This is a genomic window from Halobacillus sp. GSS1, assembly GCF_017307035.1.
In the GTDB taxonomy this organism is placed as follows: domain Bacteria; phylum Bacillota; class Bacilli; order Bacillales; family Halobacillaceae; genus Halobacillus; species Halobacillus litoralis.
Genome location: NZ_JAFLHE010000001.1, coordinates 649,802 through 669,700 on the forward strand (window position 1 = coordinate 649,802; position 19,899 = coordinate 669,700).

General features: G+C 37.3%; 13 protein-coding genes. All 13 read right to left on the minus strand.

What is annotated here, in order from left to right:
* Positions 1-7 precede the first annotated feature (7 nt).
* The 13 genes from dpdF to J0K78_RS03390 all read right to left on the minus strand — a co-directional run bounded on the left by dpdF (position 8) and on the right by J0K78_RS03390 (position 19,636).
* Positions 8-2,596 (minus strand): protein DpdF, encoded by a 2,589-nt coding sequence (gene dpdF, locus J0K78_RS03330; RefSeq protein ID WP_206945375.1) that lies wholly within the window; start codon positions 2,594-2,596, stop codon positions 8-10.
* Positions 2,597-2,623: 27 nt separating this feature from the next.
* The gene (locus J0K78_RS03335; protein WP_206945376.1) at positions 2,624-5,923 is read right to left on the minus strand and encodes an SNF2-related protein; all 3,300 of its coding nucleotides are present in this window, start codon (positions 5,921-5,923) and stop codon (positions 2,624-2,626) included.
* Between the two features lie 195 nt (positions 5,924-6,118).
* Positions 6,119-8,851, minus strand: a complete 2,733-nt coding sequence (locus tag J0K78_RS03340) for a hypothetical protein (protein ID WP_206945377.1) — start codon at positions 8,849-8,851, stop codon at positions 6,119-6,121.
* Positions 8,848-9,588: a hypothetical protein gene (locus J0K78_RS03345; protein ID WP_206945378.1), complete on the minus strand. Its 741-nt coding sequence runs from the start codon at positions 9,586-9,588 to the stop codon at positions 8,848-8,850. The genes J0K78_RS03340 and J0K78_RS03345 overlap by 4 nt, the downstream gene beginning before the upstream one ends.
* A gap of 43 nt (positions 9,589-9,631) precedes the next feature.
* Positions 9,632-10,522 carry a tRNA-guanine transglycosylase gene (locus J0K78_RS03350; RefSeq protein WP_206945379.1) on the minus strand — a complete coding sequence of 297 codons (891 nt, stop codon included), beginning with the start codon at positions 10,520-10,522 and terminating at the stop codon, positions 9,632-9,634.
* A gap of 137 nt (positions 10,523-10,659) precedes the next feature.
* Positions 10,660-11,460, minus strand: coding sequence for a hypothetical protein (locus tag J0K78_RS03355; RefSeq protein WP_206945380.1), 801 nt, complete (start codon positions 11,458-11,460; stop codon positions 10,660-10,662).
* A 151-nt stretch (positions 11,461-11,611) separates the two neighbouring features.
* Complete coding sequence (dpdA, locus tag J0K78_RS20235) at positions 11,612-14,059, minus strand: tRNA-guanine transglycosylase DpdA (protein WP_206945381.1); 2,448 nt, start codon at positions 14,057-14,059, stop codon at positions 11,612-11,614.
* 204 nt (positions 14,060-14,263) lie between these two features.
* On the minus strand, positions 14,264-15,559 hold the full coding sequence (gene dnaB / locus J0K78_RS03365; RefSeq protein ID WP_242517681.1) for a replicative DNA helicase: 1,296 nt from the start codon (positions 15,557-15,559) through the stop codon (positions 14,264-14,266).
* Positions 15,492-15,824, minus strand: a complete 333-nt coding sequence (locus J0K78_RS03370) for a hypothetical protein (RefSeq protein ID WP_206945382.1) — start codon at positions 15,822-15,824, stop codon at positions 15,492-15,494. Before J0K78_RS03370 ends, dnaB begins: the two co-directional genes overlap by 68 nt.
* Complete coding sequence (locus tag J0K78_RS03375; RefSeq protein WP_206945383.1) at positions 15,821-16,546, minus strand: DnaD domain protein; 726 nt, start codon at positions 16,544-16,546, stop codon at positions 15,821-15,823. The genes J0K78_RS03370 and J0K78_RS03375 overlap by 4 nt, the downstream gene beginning before the upstream one ends.
* Before the next feature lie 155 nt (positions 16,547-16,701).
* Positions 16,702-17,574, minus strand: a complete 873-nt coding sequence (locus tag J0K78_RS03380; RefSeq protein WP_206945384.1) for a TIGR03943 family putative permease subunit — start codon at positions 17,572-17,574, stop codon at positions 16,702-16,704.
* Between the two features lie 7 nt (positions 17,575-17,581).
* A complete protein-coding gene (locus J0K78_RS03385) occupies positions 17,582-18,595 on the minus strand; it encodes a permease (protein WP_206945385.1) in 1,014 nt (337 codons plus the stop codon).
* A gap of 84 nt (positions 18,596-18,679) precedes the next feature.
* Positions 18,680-19,636, minus strand: coding sequence for a CobW family GTP-binding protein (locus J0K78_RS03390; RefSeq protein WP_206945386.1), 957 nt, complete (start codon positions 19,634-19,636; stop codon positions 18,680-18,682).
* Between the last annotated feature and the right edge of the window lie 263 nt (positions 19,637-19,899).

A 19,899-nucleotide genomic window follows, 5' to 3' on the forward strand; every position in this document is an offset into this window, starting at 1 on the left:
ACACCACCTAAATAAATTCTTCTTCTCCCAGTTCTGCTTGGATTAGCAACTCACCATTAAATTCATTTCCATCTACTAATTCTCCTAGTTTTTTTCGTTCACCAAAAATGAACGTATCTTTCGGTGCGATATGGATGATTTTATTATGTTCTGTTTTATTCACATAAGCTTGTGTCCATTTATATATTTCCGTTACTTGTACTTCATCTACTGGATATAAGATAGCCACTACTCCAGCAATATCATATAAATGTTCGTGTTGGAACAACTCGCTCAATGTAATGACAATATAGTTAATTGGTGCTTCTTCAAGCAGGTTCTTAATAATTTCTTTCCGTTTCTCATAGAAAAAGTCAGGAATCACAATAGTAGTTATACGCGACGCAACCATTTCGTTCAGATAATTTGTTACTGTATCCAGATTATTTTCTTGCACTATGTTGGCTTGGTTAGTCACAAACAATTCATTGTATGCACCTAGAAATTGACCTACCTTACCTGTGATTAGCGGCATATCCTCTCGGTTCAAAGCATTGATCCGTTCAGTTAAAGTCCCACGGTAAAAAGGGGCATTACCTTTTGCAAAGCAAGCAGGACACCCCCCACAACTTTCCTGTGTATGCGGATAGACTTCTTGAAAGGTTTCACCAAAGCACTGATCAGTGGCATCATCAATCATGTCGATCATTTGCTTAAATTCATAGTTCAATCTCATACGTTCCTTCTTACGTAATGGATCTATTTTAGCTATTAACTGCTCACTATCTAGTAATACTTCTAAATCAAGCAAATGAATCAACAACTGTCTTTTATTTGTTTGATCATCTTTCCTTACATCTAAAATGTCGATTAGACCCCAGCGGTATAAAAATAGGATCACTGTTTCATTCCAATTCACATTTTGATTTCCAGTTTCTTGGTCTACTAAATAGTTTGGACGAGCACTCATGTTTAGCCACAATTTGTCTCCTGCAACTTGATCGTAAGAAGTAGACCTTAGAGCTTTCCATCGTTTTGCTAACTTTTCTGTTTTTAGAACCGAACTCTTCGTTAATGACGCAGCCTCTTGCTTATCATCTTCAATATAACTTATTAGACTAATAGAAGCATAACCATCACGACCACCACGACCCACTTCTTGGAAATAACGATTAATACTTTCTGGGATACAACAGTGCACAATAGAACGTACATCAGGCTTATCTACCCCCATTCCGAAGGCAGAGGTTGCAACAATAATATCTAACTCATTGTCATTCCATTGCCGAAGAATCGACTCCCGCTCACTACTTCCTGTTTCCCCAGTAAATGTCTTTACAGAACGATAACCATTTTGTTTAATGAGTCGTTCCCATTCACTTGCACTTTTACGACTTGTCACGTATAAAATGATCGGCCGTGGTAAAAGTGGGAGTGCTTCTAACACACGTTCTTCACGTTCTAGTTCATTTTTCGGGCGATCGACTAAATATATTGGTTCAAAACGCAATGAATCACTGCGAATTTCAGTTATTTTTTCGTCCTCGGAAAATAGTTTACGAAGTGTCCTGGTCGCATAATCTGTCAATGTTGCTGAAAACAATAATGTACGTAATTTGCCGTTTGTTGCAGCTAATAACTTTCTTCGAAACAAGGTAAGCAGTTGAAAATCTGTACGGAACCCTCCGCCCCAGTCAACCACAATATGGGCCTCATCTATAACGAGACGAGAAATCCGGTTATGTCGTCCAGCATCCAAGATGATTTGATATAGACTACTATTAAATACAGCCTCTGGTGAAGTGTACAATAATGGTAACGTACCATTTAACAGGCCCTCTTTAATGATCTTGCGTTTGTCATCACTAATCCCACCATAATAAGCCTGTGGCATATATTCTTCACTAATAGCATTGGTGAAATAACGCCGAGAGGCGCGCTCCTGATCAATTGATAAAGCAACCGTTGGAACGATAACAATAGTAGTACCAGATCCAACAATACTACCATGTGTTGTTCCACCACCTGTATTAAAATGAGCAGGGAGTTGGGAAATAAGGCTCTTGCCACCTCCTGTAGGTAAACAAGCTAACAGTGTCTCCCCCTCATTCATGTTAAAACTAGCACGAATCAATGCTTTCTGCTCAGGGGATGAGTATTCATAATAACCTGTTGCTTGATACAAAACGCTATCACCAATTTGAGGACGCTGTTCACGACGCTTTTCTAACTGATACACAGATCGAAGTTGACCAGCATCCGTAAACCAACTTGGCGCCTGTTCCACTGCATTTACTTCATGCAGACTATCAATGGACAACAACATCTCAGAGGCAATCGGTCTTAACTGCTCTGCAAGATCAGCATGAAGTTGCAAGCGATACTGATGCATCAAGATAAACTGTCGCAAATGGACAGCAAAGTCAAACCAAGTATCATTTCCATTTTGCATTTCAATATTATGCAAGGACCGAACAAGTCGAGAAGCACATGTTGCTTTTGATTGTTCACGAGCAGTCGTTAGATCGTTTACTAGACGATCGATTTGCTGCTTTGCTCTAGCAGTATCGATAGACTTCAAGACTACTAGCTCAACAATGTCTATGTACTGTTCCAATTTATCACCTCGTTATTATCGTCACGATTATTTTTTCAACCAAGCAAATGCAATTGATTCGAGTGTAATCTTCGGATTCTCTAACCCTTGCATAATTGCACCATAGATTAATTCCAGACGCTTTAACTCTTGAGAGTTTTCTTGGTTCGTCCGGTTGTAGTACAAGTTGGAAGCTTGCAATCCATGGATTTTTTGTTGGAAATCCATCTTCGCTCGATCTATGTCAATCAACTGTTTGAGTTGCTGTTTAAGTTTTTGATAGCTTTCCTCATAAGCACGATTTGTTTGAATCAGCCATTCTTCTTTATCAAAACGCTCTTTAAACACATCAACTTGGCCATTGCCACGTTTTCCTAAATGGTGCAATGACTTGCCGTTTTCGTGTGTATTACAAATTACTTCTCTCACCAATTCTTCTGGAGCATTATCTTCTTCATCATAGCCTATGGCATGTGTAATTGGCTCCAGTGGTAAATAACCTTGGGCTGCCATTAAATTTTCCGATGATTCTCCAAGGTTAAATAGTGGAACAGGATCGATTTGTACTGACCATGTTAAAAGCATACCTTTCCAATCCAATTCAGAATCAGTTTTTATAAATGCACAAGATCTGCCTAATTCTGACTGCGATGCATTATTAATAATCGCATCAAAGAAAGGGTCACCCGGTGCATAAAACACTAAATCTTCCCGTTTAATTGCATAGTTCCGGTCAAATGTCCCACGAATCTCACCGGTACGTTTCGCTCGTTTATGTGCTTCTTTCATATCAGGTGGAACAAATAACGTGTTTTTCATTGACTTTATACTTACATTACCCGAATCGAAAACTGTTATATTGCCATCTTCACCATATTTACCTCGCAATCCTGCTAGCGAGGACCAGGCCATCATCGTATCGCCTAGCTTTTTACCATTAGCGCCATCAAAATTATCGATCAAGGTGAGCAAATGTTCTTCCACCGTTTGATCAAGTTGTCTTGCCATATCAAAATAGCGCTCTTGTTCGACACGTTTTCGCATACCTTGCAAAGATTCATGCATTTTTTCAATAATTGATTCCATTCCATAACGCAAGTTTTGCACTAAAGCTTCTTGGATGTTTTCCTTGATATCACCTAAAGCAATCTCGAGACCACTTAATGATTCATGGAAAATATTCAGGCCACTCTCCCATAACTTAAATAAATCTTCGTCTAAGCAATCCATCGCATATGGAACAACAGACACCACTTCTTTTGATCTACCAATACGGTCTAACCGTCCAATCCGTTGTTCTAACTGAGACGGGGACCAGGGTAAATCAATATGGATAACTTCGTCTGCCATTTGGAAATTACGACCTTCACCACCCAGTTCATCACAGATCATAAACCGAACTTGTGACATGCTTTGAAAGTCACTTGCATTTTGTTGTAGTGTAGTTTCATCCAATCCTTTGTGGAAAGAACGCACACTATCTTCGCCAAATTTCTTAATTAGTACTTGTTTTAAAGGATGTAATGTCTCAGTCCAGCTCGTGAAAATAATAAATTTATTTGACATCGATTCTGACAAATAATCAATTACCTTCATTAATCTACCATTAATTAAATCTGGGTCATCATACAATTCCTCTAATCGATTGAACTCCGAACGGCTAGCTTTAACCCATTGGTTTGTTACCGTATGTAAACCCTCTAACAAAGAACCTTCCTCATCAAAACTAGGAATCGTCTGGATCACATGATCGATACCAGTCCTCTCTACTTGTCTATCACCTGATAAGAAATGCATTCGCTTTTCTATGACAGAGGATAATGCAAATGCTGAACTAAACATTGCAGATAGATAAAGTTGAATGTACTCGCCAATAGCAGTATCCTCATTTGATTGTTCCGTAATCATTTCCAAGTAATTTAACAAGGTTTCATAGGTTTCTAATTCATAAAAACCTTGATTTGAACCACTGAATGTATATGGTATTGTATCTAACTCGCGCGGTTGTAGTTGATTTTCTAATTCTTTACGGCGATGTCGAATGATTTTTCGTTCAATCTGGTAATGCTCCGCAATATATGCCATCGCAAGTTGAACATCTAAGTATCCTTCATCATCGGATTCTATATCAATGTTTTCTACTAAATCATCGAGAATTGGATCGCTTAATTCTTCGGCAATTTCCTCTAAGTCATCAACATAGTCTTCAGCTAATTCATCCCGATAATAATCATCCAAATCACGAACAAGAGCATGAATTTTTAGCGAAATAAAACTTTGCTTATCTAATAATTGTTCAAACTCCGTTTCACTCATCTGTATATATTTCGTAGGCTCTAATAGAGCAAGTAGTTTTAAATATTCCAGTCTTCTGTATTGAATTGGGGTAGCTGTTAATAGTAATAGATGCGGCACACGTCTACTAAAAGCTAACAGCGTTTCATATATTGCAGGTGCTTTTAATAAGCGGTGTGTCTCATCTACAATACTCAAATCCCAATTCTCGTTTAAGATTCTTCTTCCTTCAGGTGTATTCACCTTTTCGATTGGAAAGATTATTTGATCGTCGTATGTTGTTGTTTCATCTTCCCAAACCGGAATATCTTCCCAGAATTTGTAAGATAATTCGTTACGCCATTGATAAGTGAGTGATTCTGGTGCTAATATAATAACTTTTAACTGATAAATCCGTTGTTGTAGTCCTTTTTTAATTACGGCAGCTTCGATTGTCTTTCCTAATCCAACCTCATCTGCAAGCATAAAGCGACATTGTTTCTCAGAAAGCACTCGAATAATCGTATCCACTTGGTGTGGCATTAAAAAGACTCGAGAACCTATTAAGGTCTCAAATCCAAATGTCGCGTTGCGAAGCGATTGAATTGAGTTCATTACAATCTGCCTATGTTGATACCATATAGGATTGTGAAATTCGTAGTTTTGGAATTGTTTCATAGGTGATATATCTTGTGCTGAAAATGGAGCGGTGATGTGTTGTTCAGAAATAACCAAAACCTTTTGTTGTTCTTTCTGCTTAGTTGATATGAAATATTGATAATACCCATCCTTGGTATCAGCTAAAGAGCCAATGATTTCTGCTTCCTCTTGACCAACTTGTACGACAGTGTTTTGTTTTATTTCAGATCTTATTACTTCTTCTGCAAAGTATTTTTTGTTAGTATCTATTTCATATGCTTTTAATAACCCTTTTTCACCATAGAAACAAACGGATATTTCATTGTATATTGGATCAATATTTGTAATTTGTCCCATAGCAAACCGACGCGGTTCATCAGGAAATTCTTGATCAATAGAACATCTTATGTACATTCCGGTTTTTAAGTTATCCATATATAGTCCCCCACCGTACAATAATAATCTTTTATTTTATTATACTAGATTACAGTGACATATGTCATTTATCCTAAAAAATTGTTATCATTAGTCATAATAGGGGATACTATTCATTTTTTGTCATGTGACACCAAATAATAAATACAAAAAAAGAGCAAGGATTACTCCAAACTCTTTTGCAAAATTACTATTTTAGTTTCTTACAGACATATGAATAATTATTTTTTCAAATAACTCAGGTGATAAACTATCCAAATCACGCAAGATACCCTTCCATTGCTTTTTTGGTAATTCAGTTTTACCATCCTCAAGCAGTTTTATTAAATGGTGAGAAACTTGTTTGCGAATTTTTAAATTGTCTAACATGTAACTTTGTAGAGTCTCAATAGTATTAACATCTTTTGGTATGACTTCATCCTTACCCACATAAGGAAGAATTTGTTTCATATTAGTCATTATTTTCTGCTGTTTCTTCCATTGCACATAATAATCGCTATAATTTTTTATAAACCATTTTTCCATTTTCAATAATTCTAAGACGCTATTAAGCGATATCTTTCTCTTAATATTCTGGGATAGTGTCTGTAGTTCTTGATAAGTATCTGGTGAGTGTAATTTTATAAATGGTTTAACTGACTCTAGTTCTGAAACCTTTTCTTTGACAAAAGGTGTTAATTCTAAGTAGTACAATTTTATATCAGACTGCAAATTCAAAAGAAACGTTTGCAATGGAGTCCCCTTGATACTATATTTATTTAACGATTTAGGTGGGTTAATAGTCAATAACCATTTCTCAAAATGTTGATCTTCAGACATGGTATCTAATTTATTATAGTCAAGCATATTGTCACGTAATGAAAACCAATCTAAGAATAACTCCTCTATGGTCTCAGTTAATTCAAAAGTAACTGGTGAGACAATTTGTATAAAAGCTTCATCTTTGGATAGTTTTTTAAGTTTTTGAACATAAGATCTTAACTGATAAGCAAAGAAGTCCAGTTCTAAACCAAGTTGACTTTTTAAATCCGCTCGCCATTCTTCTTTTAGTTTTTCTCCCTCATAAATCCATTCAGATACATTGTAATCATTAGAAATCTCGTTGAATAGTAACGGTTTATCTTTAGTTTTCAAATCATGGAAGTTGATTACTTTAAACAGGTTAACATCTTTAACAATCGTTATTTGTGACTTGTCACTCTCCGCAATAGAGATAGGGTATTTGTGCCTATTTATTACCTCAGTTCGTCGCACAACAGAATTTGATTTTACCATTCTGGGTGTATGTTCTTTACCAATTGAAGTTCCATTAACTAATTCATTCACAATGCCAGACACACTTGCTCTTAACGGTTCCAATAGTTGGGCGTTAACCTTCCTCCCTTCCAACCAGTCCCTTACGTATTTCGATAAATTATCATTTTTTGAAATAAAGTCTTCTTTTATTGATTCTGTCTGAATTAATCCAGATAAGTTGCGAATTCTAACCGTGACACTGTCGCTTTCTAAATCAAAATGATGAAGCATCTTCTGAGGAATGGTAATTTCTTCAAAACTATTATCGCCATACATTTCAGCAAGTGTCTTAATTAAAGGATTACTATGTTCAGCATATATATTTCTTTCAAAAAACTTTTCAACTTTAGATACTTTATTTGTATTTCCGTCATTAATAAAGGTAAGTATTTCCTTTAAATTCATAATCATGTGTCTAAGCAATCCTTTCCCTTCAGGAACGGATTCATATATATGACTAATAAGCCCCTTGTTTAGAGGAAACTCTTCCAAAGTATCGTTTGAACCTACTAACAGTTCTTTACAAGAATTAGCATGTGGACAACTATTTGAACATGCATATCCGTTAGATTTTTTTATAGCAGTTATATAATTACCCAAATATTTAACAGATTGTTCACTGTCTATTGTGAAAAAATTTTTCCCTGACTCGTCTGATAACCAAAGTTTTTTTACACGGTCATTAATAGTATCGAGATTTCTGATTCTATTCTTTAATTCGGTATTGTTATCATCATCTACAACAACACCTGGAGTTAAACCAATAACTACATCCCAATTCCCATCCTCCAATGTAATGAAATAGTCAAGTATTTCAGCAGAATAAAGATTCATAGACTGAACTAAGTCATCAATTAGAATCACTGGTCGAACCTCATTTTTAGCAAGCATTGCAGATAACTGTTTAAAAATGGAGCTCATATTAGTTCCTTGGAATAAAAATTCATCAAGTTTCTTAATAAGTAAACTTCTAAATTTATGGTAACTTAATTCAACCGAAAGTGATGTACTATCTAAGATTTCCAAAAAGTCTTTTTCAGATATAACTTCCAACGGTTTTTGTATTTTTCCTTTTTTAATTTGCTTACCAAATTCTAATACATTCTTTTCAATTATCGGCCTTAGAAGCATGGTTGCCGGAACGATCTCCTCATCTGACTGATACATTTCTGACATTGCTGACCATACCATTTGGTTGATAATAGTGATTGGCTTATTTACTAACAACTCCCATTTACTCTCATCTATAACTACATCTTCTTGTTTTACACCTAAGGATTCGCAACATTTTTTAACTAATAATTGTGGGTTTAATTCATTTCGGGATATTCTTATAATGGGTCTCTTCTGATTTCTAACTTCCCACTGATCTCTCATCCAACATAACAATTCTGATTTACCAGAACCAGTAGATCCGTACAGAATATATATTCTGTTACCACTTAATTGATCCTCTTCTATTTCTTTTAATAATTGTGTATCGGTTATTTTTTCAATTAATTCGTTATTATTATATACATTCATTATTTGTGGATGGTGAGTGTCACGGAAAAATTCAGGAGAAAAGTTATATCTCTGGTCTGCAGTGTTAAATAAATTATTTATAGACTTTTTATTTAGACAAGGTATCATTCACCCTCACTCCTTACTGTTATCCAGTTCCATTCATTATTTCCTCCGAAACTTCCGAATGGAATATCTTGTTTACGCGATAATTGAACAAGCCCCACTTTATTAAGGTATAATAACCCGAATACTATACCACGATAAATGTCTCCCTTATAAAGACAAGGAATAATAGGATAAATAACTCTTTCGAAAAACTGTTGTAATGGTCCATCCCATTTCCCTATTCTACGTATAATACTTTTTAACAAATTATAATTAGGTAAAGCATAAAATCCACCGTTATATCGATAACCCAAACCAAAATACTCCATCATTCTTTTCCAAGCGTTAACTTTTTCCTTACTAATTGAAACTAGTTCATAATGCTTGTTAATTTCATAATGTAGGTCTCCTATAAACAATTGATTTGGTTTCACAAAAAGATCAATATATATATTAGTGAACACATAATTAGGATCACCAGGATTATTTGACCTTTCAGATATTAAATTAAGCTTTTTCAAGATATCGACTACATCTAGATTGGTTTCACAAGCTTTTATTTCTTTATTTTCATTTATATTAATAACTTTTAAAGAGTCAAGAAATTGAAGTGTTTCTTCAATTAAAGAATCAATATTCCCATCCTGCTTATACTGAAACTTATTAACTAATTCTTCTTTTCTGATATTAGGATACGACTGAATGGTATGAAATATAGAATGAATTTCCGGGCCATAACATAATTGGAACAATGACATTTCTCAACAAACCTCCTAGTTCATTTTGATTGCAGACGTTTTCCTAACAGATCTCTACGCTAGATTTTATTTTTTCTATTTCTTTAACCAGATGATAATAATTGTGAATAGAACGTTTTTTCGTAAAGCTTCTGTGAGTTGTGTTTATTATTTCATCAGGATTTACAATACAGATTGGGCAATCACAACTAAGAGGTTTATCTATTTTTTCTTGTGTTTTATTTACTCTTGTTGAAGAAATCAAATATGTTCGAAATGGTTCACTATACATGATTTGGAAATACACCGCAGCCATCGAAGGCCTACTGGAATCAAATGACTCAACACCAAGTGATGCCATTTCCTTAATTTGTTCCAATCCTGTAACTCCAAAGATATGTAGGTTTTCAGGCCCTACAATATTCGAAACGTAAGTTATATATTCAATTTGTTCTTTGGGACTTTTATCTAACATGGACCCTAATCCAAAGTGCTTATACCCCATTTTTTTAAGTTCATGTATAGAGTATTTAATACTCGGAAAATCAAAACCTTGGATAACCCCCATTAGCGAAACATTCTTATCCAATCCATTCCGTTCAAACAAATTCATATGTTCTAAAGCATTAAAAAGAGTTCTCTCTACGGACTCATACCTTTCCGATAATGTATTTCTATTTAGCAATGGTTCGTCCAAATGAACAATCTTTATAGGTGTTGTTTCAGGCATCGACTCTATTAAAGACAATTGCATTTCAAAAATCTCCTTAAGCTTATTTCTTCCTTTTCTAGAATAGTATACTGCTCCAGAGTCAATTATTAACTTACTTGGATAGTTGGTTAATTTTTTAAATACATTTTTATTTCTATTCACAGCAGAAACTAACGTAGGGCAATATTCAAAATAATCACTGAATCGTGCATCACTATGTGACCAACTAATATAAAAATCCAAATCAAGGCCCTCCTTCTTCATATAAACTAATCGGCTTATTTCGATACGTGAAGATACGTGATAAATAGATTATACATTATAATCTATTTAATTGAAATATATTTCCTATAAAAAAACCTCCTAATAAGGAGGTTTTTTCATTGCGTTAGATTCAACCAATATTTGTATATTTTCGCTTTATTCTTTGGAGATGGGTAGTGCAGTCTAGAAGATTCAAATATTTCTTCCCATATAGGATTGTCTCTATCAAAAAAGGAACCTTTCCAATTTTTATAATTAATTTTTTTTGTTAAATCAGGAACTATGATTTCTTTTCCTTCTTCTACCGTTTCTCTGTAAAAACGTATAAATATATACCAAGAATTCAAAGTTTGTACTACTGTTTTGTCTCTAACAGCTTGTATCTCCCGTAACGTATCCGGGAAATAAACAGCATTTCGGTTAACCAATTCTTCAAAATAATACTTAAAATCATCTCCGAGTTTTTCTACATCCATTTCTATATTTGAACGAAAATCAAAAACTTCATAAAGCAACTTTTCTAATGCTGAATAAGTAATTAATTTTAAAGTGTTTTTGCTTAATTTTGCGTTGCTTACTTCAACCAAATTACTTAAAACATTACTACTCATAAATGTATTAAGTAAAAATTCAGGTGTATTCTCTATTTTAAAGATCACTAAGTGTTCGTCTTCACTATTTTCTAACCTGTTAAGGAGACGTGGGCTCGCTAATTTAAGATTTAAGGAATCATCTTTTAAATTTTCACTTATATCTTCACACGAAATAACCACCACCCCTTCAAAAGATAAAGTTGCTGTATTTATCGCCTGTACCTTCCACTGTAATATTTGTTCAGTAGTCTTAACTGTATAGTAAATCACTCTGCTATTTTCCCTTTGGATTTTCATTACATTATCGATATTTAATGTACTCAAATTAATCACCATTTTTAGTTATTTACATTCCTAAGCAAGAACTATACCCCATGTTTTTGCAATAGTTACTTTTTGGATAATTTTATTAATACCTTTTTAAATAAAACATAAAAATTAAAGAAGATCAGTACCTGATCTTCTTTAATTCACTTTAATTCACTATTTCCTGTAATTGATTATAAAATACAAAGGTATTGTGGAAACCTCTTCGTCTATTTCTGTTATTTCCACGAAAAATAATTACTTCTACTCCTATTCCATCACATATCGTGCAATCGCAATTCTTCCAGGGTTTATCTAACAATACTTGTTGATAAAGAGGTCTAAGTTTATTCTCATTAAATACACGATCATAGTTCTCTTTAAAATAATCTTTTAAAGTTGAATCTAATATAAATAAATTTTCTGCTTCAATAATTTCTTTTTCATATAGAGCTACCTTATTTATAAAATTGCAAGCCTCTTCGTCGAGGTTTGATTTTATGACACTTTTATTTATATTTACAAACGAATTAAAACCTATATCTCCAACTTGAAGATTATCGAATTCTAGTATGTCATGTAGTTTAGCAACGTCTTTCATCTCTTTCATGATACCTTTTTCAATATTAGTTAGTTCCTGCATATCTATATTTAACTTTCCGCTTACATATCTGTCTCTTACTTCTTTCATCTTTTTATACTTCTGTTTATAATCCTTTAAAGTTTCAAAGTATGAATCATATTTTAGTACAGTCTCAACTGCATCTTCCAAATTTGAATTCCCTTTATCAAAATCTCTAACAAACTGTAAAGAGTTCTGTTCTAGTTGTACTAATTCATCAATTGTTATTACACCACGATTAATGATTTCCTTGGCTCTAGCATTCTTTTTAACATCAGCTTGTGGTATCCGAATTGCAGCATATTTCTTCCTATTTTTAGTAAAGTAATTTCCACCACTGGCAGAGGCCCAAGCTTTTTTAAGGAATGTTGTGGAGTCAAATGACGTCACACCTAGCTTATGAAAAACATCAAGATATTCTAACCTCGCAGCTCCTAATAAATGAACTTCTAGGTAATCTGGTATAATTGGTGCTATTGTTTGTAAAATTTCTAATAATACCCCAGATGGTGTTCTGGCAAGACCGCCAAGTGAAATATGACTGTAACCCATATCTATGAGTTCTTTTACTGAATTATAGTACGAATCAGCATCCCAGCCTTGGGCAACACCAGATGGAGTGAATGTATAATTACCTTGTTTATGCTTTTCGATAAAATCCCTTGCATTCCTTAAAGTTAAATTATATCTGAAATTTCGCAACTCTTCATCTTCAGCCATTTTACCTATAATTAAATGATCAATACTTGTACCTATATCAAAGTCCAGTTGTTGATAATATTCAAGGATTTCATCTGTCTCATAAGGAGGAACTGTATCTTGAATATAACTAAACGCCCCACAATCTCCATATAATGGAATATCTAATGGGAGTCTTAGAAACTTATGCAAACCTCCTGCATTTAAGATTTGGTCTTTTCTTTTTGTTGATTGATCGATATTAATTTTTGAAATAAGAACCCCATCACAATTAGGTTTGTTATATATTTCATGAGCATAAACATCATCTAAAACTGGATTTCTATCCTTTGTATGTTCCTCACTAATAAAATTAAATTTTGGATCAACACGATCATCGTTTTCTGGCATAAAGAATTTCAGTGAATGCTTTCCATAGTTCCGTGCATGCTGCGATTCTGGAATATTAACATCAACTTGGACAAGTTGATTATCATTTTTTTTCTTAGCTAATTTACTACCAGAAGGTTGTATATCATTGTTATTCTTTTTGTTTCTTTGATTATCTTCCTCATCAAAAAATGTTAGTTGGTCAACCGTTGGTTTCTTTACTCTATAACTATTTAATAAATCCATTATTAAGTTAGGATTGTTATAAATATCTTTAAAAGTTACTTCACCTTTATTAACCATTTCATCAGACAGTAGTTTAAACAATAACCCTTTCAGCCCCACTAAACCATAACTAAATTCCTTAGCATCATTTTGGCCTACCTCTAAAAAGTAATATTGACTATTATTAGGAATTAGTTTCTTACTAGTCTTACTAGCTATAAAGACTAATTTTTGTTCAGGTTTAACCTTGTCAATTGGTAACTGTAAAGATTTAATGTATTTGTCACCTAATAAAAAGATTACCAAATCATAATCTTTTATTTTATGCTCTAAAGAAGAATTAACTTCTAAATGATTTGACCAATCTATTATTTCTTTACTATTCATGGTATTAAAGGTAACCTCATATGGAACTATTTTTTTCGTTTCATCAATTAATCCGTAGCCTGCTGAGACAATGGATAAATCAACAATGTTTTTCCCCAATGTGTTCCTAAGATTTTCTATCCCTTCCATTAACCTCAAGTGCTGCATTCCAGTATATAAATCACCTGCGTTTGTTTGGTATTCTTTTAATTCTTTCTCTCTTGTTGCAAGCTTTGAATTAGACATAAAATCGTCCTGTAATAATTGGTTGTCTGGTTTGAATTTCTTTTCACCAGTACAAGATGTAATGATTAATGTTCTAATAGCATTTGTCACAATGCCCACCTACCTTCAATATCAACTACGATATAAAATGTTATATTTAATAAATAGTTATTTGTGTTAAAGCATTATTATGGAGTTATCCATTTTACTATAACATCATAGTCAATCGCAATCGACAAAATAGGCTTTTCTTGCTTTTGAATACTCAAAATATACTTAAAGAATTTCTATATATTTTTTCTCATTAAACCTAGGTCAAGCAAAACGCCCAATCTCTTTTTCAAATCCCAACATCACCGTCCCCACCGGACCATTTCTCTGCTTCCTCAAAATTACCTCCACCACATCACTGCCTTCCTGAGAATAGTAGTCATCGCGGTACAAGAAGCTGATGACATCAGCATCCTGTTCGATGTTGCCTGATTCCCTCAAGTCCGACATCATCGGGCGTTTCTCCTGTCGTTGTTCGACGCTTCGGGAGAGTTGGGAGAGAAGAATGATCGGGATGTTGAGTTCACGGGCGAGGAGCTTCAATTCGCGGGTGATGGCGCCGACTTCGAGGTCGCGTCGTTCATAGCGGCCATTGACGTTCATCAGTTGCAGGTAATCGATGATGGTGATGTGATCATGGTCGGGGTCGGAAGCTACGGAGGCTCTGATTTTCGTCGTGATGTCCTGGACGGTTTGCTGGCGCTCGTGGATGGACAGGTTCCACTCGGCGATTTCCCCGATGGCGTGGAAAGAACGTTTGTAGTCTTCGGCGGAGAAACACATACTGCGCCACTTCTGGCCGTCGATGCGTGCTTCTGAAGAAATCATCCGCTGTAGCAGCTGCTTGGATCCCATTTCCAGACTGAACAAGTCGACGGCTCCTCCGTTCTTGCAATGGTTCATGGCGATATTCAAGGCGAAGGCGGTCTTCCCCATCGAAGGTCGGGCAGCAACGATGATCAAATCACCACGCTGCGCGCCTCCGGTCATTTTGTCATAGTCTTCGAATCCGGTGGCTAAACCCGTCTGTACAGGTGAGGAGATCATCTCCATAGCTATGTCACTGAGCTGCTCTTTCACCGTCTGCTCATCCGCTTCCGGGTTCTGATCCATCAGGTGTAGCTGTTGCTTCAAGCCGAGCAGTGCATCAGCACTCGGGTTCTCTATGTACTTGATCGCCGACTGCCTCATTTGTTGGTTGGTGTAGGATTCGACGAGGAGTTTTTCATAGAAGTGGAAGTTCTCGGTCGTCGGGACGGATTCAGCCAGCCCGAGCAAGTAGCTCACGCCTCCCACCTGGGCGATTTCATCTCCGAGACTCATTGTGACCGTCACCATATCCACGGGTGTTCCGTTGTTTTCCACCTGCTGCATCGCTAGGAAAATGCGTCGATGATCATGTCGGGAGAAATGCTCAGGGGCGAGCGTTGTCTGCTTGATTTTCTCCCCGTCTACGAGAAAAATACCTAACACGGCCTGTTCTGTCTGTACATTATGACTCATGAGACTTCTCCTCTGCCAGTGAACGGAGCTTGTCCATGAACCGCTGGCGGATCTCATCAGATACTTCGGCTGCTTCCGCCTCCCACACTTTCATCTGCTCCAAGTGAGGATTATCCTCAGGTTGATAAACAGCGATTTCTCCGAGGGTCGGTGGGAACGGACTGCGGACGGCGAAATCGGAAAGCTTGGCCATCACCCCTTGATAATCCATTTCCAACAGCTTCGGAATCAGCATATTCGCGACACGCTCGGTGATATCGAATTTCTGCGGATACAATTCACTGATCGTCTCGAGCACCTCGATGGCTTCTTCTCTCTTCATACCTGGTCCTCCTCTCTCAACTTATCGAACACGGATTTATTTTTCCCATGCTTCGACGTCGTCCTCTTTTTCTTGTGAGCCTCCTGCGCTCGTTCCGCTCCTCTCAGGGTGCGGACGCCTGCTTGCTGCCACTGTTTCAGAATGCCTTCACAATAGCTGAAGAAAGGCTTATTGCTCTCGACCGCAAGCTTCATCGATTGGATGACGAGTTCATCAGACATCTCTTCACACCACTGAGTAATTTTTTCTGCGATGAACGGCGACAATGTCCCGATGTTGTTTTCGTAAAAATGGTGGGGATTCTCAGCTGGCGTTTCTACTACTGCTTCTTTTTCTTTCGTTTCGTTTTGTTTATTTAATGTGTTCGACTTGCCGGTATCGCTGCCGTTCGACTTGTCGCCACTGTTCTCCTCCACACTGTCGTTCTCGCTGTCCATTTCTTCATATAAAGGGATAATCCGATAGATAGGAGCTTGGTTGCCTGGTCTCGAAGTGAACGTCACATACCCTTTCTCCGCGAGTTCCTTGCGCGCTTTCCTAATACTGCTCTCGCTCAAGTTGGATTTCAGACAAAGGACGGTCATCGAAGCCGTGAATTCTTTTTTCCAACGGGATTTGTTGTTCACATGCATGAGGCTGTGCCAAAGGTTGATGGCGGCAGAAGTTAGCGGGTTGAATTCCTGGTGATCGTAGAAGGCGTTGATCGCTTTGATATAGTTCATTTGGATTCTCCTATTCTTATGGAAAGATGGAGGATTTGTGCATAGAAAAAACACTTCCTCAATTCTATAATCGAAGGAAGTGTGTGTTTGGTGTCTATGAAATTGAAAGTTTTTTATTTTTTTCGAAAAGGTATGTCCCTTAATTAAGACGGACTTTAAAGAACCTTCGTCAAAATAGGGAAAATGTAAGGATTGGTCGGCTCAGGAATAGGGGTGATTTCTTTTATCTGGATGATTGGAAGTTCGACACCATTATACTCACCAACATCAATCACACCACGCACTTCCACCCACGTATCTACACCAAAGTTAACGGCCTCGTCCGATTCACTCAACCATCCAATGACCCTGGCATCGGCGACGCAGTGGGTGATCAGAAACCTTGCCACAACGAGCTGATTGGGATCCAATCCTTCCTCTTTGTACACAAAACCTTTCATTTGAATCGTTTTCCCTTTATATTGATGGAGATTTTCTTCTATTTCATGATAATACGAAGCGAAAATATCCTCGTTCATTTCAATCACTTCATCGTTGAGAAGGCCCATTTTCTGTTCATATTCTTCATCCGTCAAATAGTTGTTGTTGGGGATCGGCTTGTTCTCATCGAGAGTCGGTGGTTTCGATGATGCTTCCTCTTGATAAGCATTTCCTCCTTGGGGGAGAAGGGAACCTTTATTTTTGGCAATCGTAGCATCCAGGGAGGTGAGCTCCAGTCCAAATCCTGTACATAAAGGAAAAAGGAGAACCAAGTAACTCACCCACCTTTTCACATACGACTGCTTGTGATCATGGTCCTCCGTGCACCCCGGAGCGCAGAAGTCATGTTCATTGCTATTCCCCTGCCATACTCTCCCCAGCTGGACGAAGAACAGAAGAACGATCACACCTGCGGCCACCTGACTCATCAGGACATATTTGGGGTTGATCAATTTCACAATATCCCCGGTATGGTGCAATTGGATAAGGAAAAAAGCGAAGGCGGCTAATAGGATCAGTTTCATGAATTGATAAAAGTGAAAGCGCACCGCCTATTCACCTTCCCACCATAGATATAGTGATCGTACATATGAATACAATGACCGTGATAGAAAGGAACAATGTGAACACGAACCTGGACTTGAACACACTCAACAGCATGATCGTATTTTTCAAATCGATCATAGGTCCATAGATTAAGAAAGCTAAAACAGCGCCGGAAGGGAACAAACTGCTAAAGGAAGCTCCGATAAAAGCGTCCGCCTCTGAACATAAGGACAACACGAAGGCAAGCCCCATCATGACGACCGTCGCCCCCATCAATCCTTCGCCGAACAAAAAGAGGGACTGGGCTTGTACATACGTCTGAACAAAGGCAGCAACGAAAGCACCAATGATTAAGTACTTCCCCATATCGAAAAATTCGTCAATCGAATGGACACACATTCCTTTTAGTTTTTTCATGAACGATACCTCTATTTGCGGGGACCCTTCAGAGCCATACAAACCGGAAACCGAGTGTTTGAGCTGGTTGGTCTTGAATAAAGTGCTGATGAAGAGGGCGATCAGCAGCGCCGCAACAAAACCCACACCCATCCGTAACCCTGCCATTCTCATATCATTCCCAAAGGCCATATACGTAGATAAAATGACAATCGGGTTGATCAATGGTCCCGTCAGAAGAAATCCAATACTCGCGGGCAAGGGCACTCCTTTTGCTACCAGCCGCCTGACAATGGGGACGATGCCACATTCACAGGCGGGAAAAACAGATCCCACCAGACAGCCCATCAGGATCGCCCGGTACTTATTTTGCGGGATCCACCGCTTCACATGTTCTTCTGTAATAAACATTTGAATACATCCGGCAATGAGAACGCCAATGAGTACAAAAGGTATGGCCTCAATGATGAGGCTGAGGAAGATCGTGTTCAGCTGGTTGAAGGAATCGGGCAGGATCATTGAAGCATTCTTTCCAAGCCATTGACTATAAGTAACAAAATAAGCAACCATAACAAAAGCTAAAACGGCTGTCACATCCAATACTGTGTTGTAAAGCCTAAAAGTCATAGCTTCCTCCTATCCCGTACTTTTTCTCGTTCTACTGTTATCTTCGAGCGTCCATTCTGCATCGTCTTAGCTGCTTCACCAATTTCAGACCTTCCCTAACCGGCTGAAGCTGTGCATGAGTTCTGTTCGCTGGAGCTGATCACCAATCAAAATAATTGCCGGATGTATGCCTGCTGGATGTTTAATCTTCTCAAACTCGAGCATGTTGGAGGAAAATTGAAAGGAATAAAGGCCTTCATGACCTTCAAGATTCACGACTCCTTTTCCTCTTAAGATGGTTTCAGGTAAGTCGCTCAACCAACTCTCCAACTCTCGTTTCTTCATCTTTGTTACGGGCACGAGCTTCACGGCACGCAACCCGGAGTGGTGATGGGAATGACCTTCCTCTTCTCTCCTTTCCGCTGAAGACTGGATAGAAGGTTGTATTCGCTTCTTCCATAACTCGAGTGATGGGACACGCCCATAGGATGTCTGAAAGATCGGGACGGACTCCCCTGTAAGACTTTTGATTTTCCTGATGGTTTTATTTAATGTCTTCCCTTTGGTCAGGTCCTGTTTATTCAATAGAATGAGATCGGCGCTGGTGATCTGTTCTTCCAGCAGTTTCCGTATGTCCGCCGTACTTGAAAACACACTCTGATACTCTAAAAAGGTACTTGAATCTATCAAACTAATCATCGAATACAAACGAAAATGAGACGAATACATAGGATTCTCTAATACTTTCTTTACTTCGAGAGGGTTGGAAACGCCTGTTCCTTCAATGATCAAAAGATCCAGTTCATTCTTTTGCGCCTCTAGTATAAATTCATTCAACGTCGTCTCTAAATCCTTTTTGATAGTACAGCATATGCAGCCGTTTAATAGTTCTTTCACGTTTTGTTTCTGAAAGAGAGGTTTTTCTATATTTACTTCTCCCAGTTCATTTAAAATCACGCCTACCCGTCGGTTCTTCCTCTCGCATTCTTCTATCATTTTTAATAAGACGGTGGTTTTTCCACTACCTAAAAAGCCACTAATCATATAAGTCGGTGTGGGCACGAGCAGCATCCTCCTCCATTTGATAAATAGTAACTGTTACTATTTAATACAATCTACTATTGAAGGAGGAAAAATATGCGTATCGACCAACTTCTTTCCTGAATGTAATTCATAGACCTCAATTGTTCGGAGCACACCGAGTAGGTAGGTTGGTATTCTTCAATACGATGATCATAGGTCGCTTGGTCATTGGTGGATTCGATCCAATCATTGATCTAGAGTGATTATTAATAGTGAGTCATTCGACCATGAGATCGTTCTAT

Coding starts and splice junctions, on each gene's coding strand:
- J0K78_RS03335 (WP_206945376.1), bottom strand. CDS start 5,923: ATGGATAACTTAAAAACCGGAATGTACATAAGATGTTCTATTGATCAA.
- J0K78_RS03340 (WP_206945377.1), bottom strand. CDS start 8,851: ATGATACCTTGTCTAAATAAAAAGTCTATAAATAATTTATTTAACACT.
- J0K78_RS03345 (WP_206945378.1), bottom strand. CDS start 9,588: ATGTCATTGTTCCAATTATGTTATGGCCCGGAAATTCATTCTATATTT.
- dnaB (WP_242517681.1), bottom strand. CDS start 15,559: ATGAGATCCGCCAGCGGTTCATGGACAAGCTCCGTTCACTGGCAGAGG.
- J0K78_RS03370 (WP_206945382.1), bottom strand. CDS start 15,824: ATGAAGAGAGAAGAAGCCATCGAGGTGCTCGAGACGATCAGTGAATTG.
- J0K78_RS03375 (WP_206945383.1), bottom strand. CDS start 16,546: ATGAACTATATCAAAGCGATCAACGCCTTCTACGATCACCAGGAATTC.
- J0K78_RS03385 (WP_206945385.1), bottom strand. CDS start 18,595: ATGACTTTTAGGCTTTACAACACAGTATTGGATGTGACAGCCGTTTTA.